3 protein-coding genes and 1 tRNA gene are annotated in these 3698 nt (G+C 42.2%); 2 read left to right on the top strand and 2 right to left on the bottom strand.

All coding sequences use genetic code 11. The features are described from left to right. Positions 1–321: 321 nt before the first annotated feature. Positions 322–510 carry a helix-turn-helix transcriptional regulator gene (locus PG887_RS21925; RefSeq protein WP_102948454.1) on the bottom strand — a complete coding sequence of 63 codons (189 nt, stop codon included), beginning with the start codon at positions 508–510 and terminating at the stop codon, positions 322–324. Positions 511–795: 285 nt separating this feature from the next. On the opposite strand from PG887_RS21925, the gene PG887_RS21920 reads away from it, so the two are divergent. Then, positions 796–1761 (top strand): hypothetical protein, encoded by a 966-nt coding sequence (locus PG887_RS21920; RefSeq protein ID WP_127904512.1) that lies wholly within the window; start codon positions 796–798, stop codon positions 1759–1761. 146 nt (positions 1762–1907) lie between these two features. Here the strand turns inward: PG887_RS21920 and PG887_RS21915 are convergent, their stop codons facing one another. Continuing rightward, entirely contained in the window at positions 1908–3176 is a 1269-nt protein-coding gene (locus PG887_RS21915) for a tyrosine-type recombinase/integrase (RefSeq protein ID WP_102948453.1), read from the bottom strand. A gap of 445 nt (positions 3177–3621) precedes the next feature. On the opposite strand from PG887_RS21915, the gene PG887_RS21910 reads away from it, so the two are divergent. Continuing rightward, positions 3622–3698: transfer RNA gene (locus PG887_RS21910), tRNA-Met, on the top strand.

Genomic DNA, 3698 nt, shown 5'->3' with positions numbered 1-3698 from the left:
TGCGATTAAATCAGATCACAAACGAAGCCTTTTTTCTATCTATTTCAATTGGTTGTAGCTAAAGATCCTGTACATGATGTAGCCCTAGCGGACATACCCATTGAGTCAAGCCTGAGCAATGCTGCTTAGGCTGTACAGGTCAATAGCCACTTAGTGTGGCTGATATTCCCGTGTAGGGCTGCTGGTATAGCAGAACGTGTTGGTAGGTATATTACATATACCGAATAGATAGAGGTTAAAAACTCTCGGCATCCTCAGTTCTTTTTGCTTAAGTGCTACGTGAATACCTTCATTCATAGACGACAACATACTCTTGAGTTATTACATCGACACGAAGCTACTCAAGGACCTGTTCTCAATCCAGGCGATGACATCACTTAACCGCCACGCCACAGCTCTTGGCCCCAAAGAAATTTGACGAGGGAATGAACCTTGCTTTATCAAACGATAAATTGTGGCTTTGGACAACGTGGTCATTTCGGTAACGTCTTTCAGTTTAATGAGTTTCATGGCTTGCTCTCCCGCTATTGGTTCATAGCTGGAGCAACACCGTAATAGTTTACGTATGGAGCCGGGTTACATCTCATATGGCCTGCTCACTGTCTTGGCTGCTCACCACCTCTAACGCAATCTACTCATACCAAGCCTATAGAGGGCTATGCTCACGATAATGGCTGAAATCAAGAGAGATTATCAATACCTAAAAAACTCGTGAAAACCATCACAAAAAACTCCATTTAAGATACACAAAAATACTCATTAAACACTACAATGTAGTTTTTGAGAGAGAGCAATATGCCAAATACATTACGTGACAAAATAATTACGCTTCAGTTAAGAGATGAAATATTTTCAGACTATGTATGGTACAGCGTATGTGAAATAAACGATGTCCCAAGTGAGCGGACGCCTTGTCGCACAGAATTGGAACGCCAATTAACCACTTTGGTGAACATGCCCCCATGCCAACACTTCATTTCACAGCATCCAATAAAATGCAGTGATTCATATGGACTCAATAGGCTTATTGAAATCATTAAAAATGAATTCAATGAAAAATGTCTTACAAAAGAAGATTACATCTGGCTGAATGAAAAGGATAATAGAACAATTTTTTATATATGGCGCCAACTAGAACACTTGATTAGTAAACCACTAGATGACAACCAATGCTATGATGACTTTGAGTTAACTTTTATGCCTGCTAGCAATATCAACAATGCCAAACAGATCACTGGCATGGGAAATATTGTGATTGAAGAGGCAACCAAGCAAAAAATAGTTTGCTTAATTAACAGGTTGAAAGTCAGCAAAAGTGATAAAGCAAGAATAAATAATGCAATAAAAGATGATGCACGCCGTGTCATTATAAATAAGAAATTGGTAAATTGGTTTGAAAAATACAGAGATACTAAAACAGAATGGCTATGTGAATATTTATACAGAAAAAACCTTGGGTATAGATCACTAACCCTGCCAAATTCAAAACACTTAACAGATGATATAATTTCATTCTTTGACGTGCTTTATTCTTTTAATGAAGACAAGTCCAATTTTATATTTGTCACCATGAAAAAAGCATGGGACCAGTGTAAATACAGAGAAAATAACAAGGAAAAGAAACAATACAGCATTAACATGAGAAATGATATTGGTAAAATTCTTGATGAACTCAGTCGTGCTAAAGGTGAGAATAAGAATGCGATTGTTGAAGCACTTATCAGAGCTGAGTATGATGAGATAACTAAAACTAGAACTTGAACTTTCTACAAAAATACGGCAAGGAAACGCCAATTAGTTTCCTTGCCGTATTTACCCATAGTTCCAGTACTGGCAACTAAACTTCCTCACATTAATCATGAACTATAATAGCCTCAAATATAACTGATGTAATTTATCAATGGCATCTATTTCCTGAAGTTTATAGTAACAACATTGTCTGGGATTATATTTTCTGTTGTTGTGAGTCTTTCAATATACTCACCCCATTGTTCAAAAAGCCGAGCTACCTGTTCCGCACGTTTACCCGCTTGATAAGTAGCAACGAGACGATCTCGCTTGCTGTGATTAAGAGCAAGTTCAATCACACTTTCATTTGCATCCAAATACTCTGCACAACAGCTAGCAAAGCTACGCCGTAAATCATGGACGGTGAATGGCTCACTTTGTGCCATAGAAATAGACCTTACCTTATTTATCACCCAACGAAGGGCATTGCCATCAATATGACCTTGTCCAGCTTCGTGTTCTCTTATTGCCTCAAAAACCCAAGGACTGCCACTGCTAATAGCTCGTTGATGAGCAAGGATCTCTAGAGACATCTTATGAAGCGTGACCGCATGCTCTTTACCATTCTTGGTATTACTGGCAGGAATGATCCATTTGTTGCCAATAACTTGCTCCCAGGTCATGCCCGTAGCTTCTCCACGGCGAACACCAGTTAACAAAATCAAACGTAAACAGTTTGACTGAGATGGATGGAACCCTCCTTCTGATAGCCCTTGCCAAAAAGAAGCGACTTCCTCACGACAAAGCCAACGTTGACGAGGAGGTGGCGCCTCAGCCCCAATTGTTGATGGCTTAATGGTTCGAGCTGGATTCAGTTCGAGCAATTCTAGGTTCACAGCATGATCTAGCATCTGAGCACAGATAGTCAGTGCCTTTCGCGCAGCCTGTATGCTGCGCCCTCGAACCTTAGATAAGTGAGCAAACAACACTGCTCGCGTCACATCTTTCAGTAACAGACGACCAATGGCTTTGCTTATATATAGTCGGTGAGTATGACGGTAGGCTTCAACGGTAGATGCTCGGGCAGGCTTGGCAACTTGCTTCCACTCCAACCACTCTTCAAAAAACGCATCAAATGTCGGCATAGCAGACCGCTTCACTTTGGATGCTTTGGCAACAGCCGCAGGATCTTCTCCTGCCTTAACCAAAGCAACAGCCTTACCGTGCTCAACCCGCGCAGTTGCCAAGCTCATTGCCGGGTAAGAGCCCAATGTGAATTTTCGGGCCTTATTATTGATACGATAACGGTAAAGCCATGTTTTAGAGCGCCCACCACTGCGAACCTCGATACACAACCCACCACCAGCACCACTAGCCACAGCAACCACCTGCCGTTGACCATCCTCCGCCTTCAAACTGGCGATTTCCCGATCTGTCTTAAGCGCCACCCTAGCCCCCTTTGTTCAAGCTGTGTACACAATAGCATTTTGAGTACGCAACTGCGTACACAAAATACCTGACTACCAGTGATTCCACCTGAAACGTCGCGAGACAAAAAACAATTTAATTTATTGATAATAAATAGATTTAAATAAAGGGTGAGACCTCATGACACCAATAGAGACTCACTCAAGACCAACTTCCTGTTCAACGTCTAACCCCATGAGAGGCCAGCATTTGCTGGCCTCTTTTTTATCTGGCCAGAGGCGCGATCTGGGTGCGAATGTCGTAAAAAAAACCAGATTGTTGGGCTTTTGCACGACAGCGGCCAATAACTCGCCAAACGCACCCAAATTCGTTTTTTCAAACAAAAAAAGGGTTGACGCCCCAGAGCCAGATACGCATAATTCCGGCCGCACAGTGACAAGGCAACGACTCACTGGAAGCACGGTTGGCTATGTAGCTCAGTTGGTTAGAGCATCGCACTCATAATGCGGGGGTCACAGGTTCGAATCCCGTCATAGCCACCA

Source organism: Aeromonas sp. QDB14 (assembly GCF_027707845.1).
Classification (GTDB): domain Bacteria; phylum Pseudomonadota; class Gammaproteobacteria; order Enterobacterales; family Aeromonadaceae; genus Aeromonas; species Aeromonas caviae.
The sequence above is the reverse complement of the archived record's forward strand: the minus strand, read 5'-3'. Positions and strand labels throughout refer to the sequence as shown.

What these genes read in the sequence shown, in the direction of transcription:
- PG887_RS21925 (WP_102948454.1), bottom strand. Translation starts at nt 510, where the DNA reads ATGAAACTCATTAAACTGAAAGACGTTACCGAAATGACCACGTTGTCC.
- PG887_RS21920 (WP_127904512.1), top strand. Translation starts at nt 796, where the DNA reads ATGCCAAATACATTACGTGACAAAATAATTACGCTTCAGTTAAGAGAT.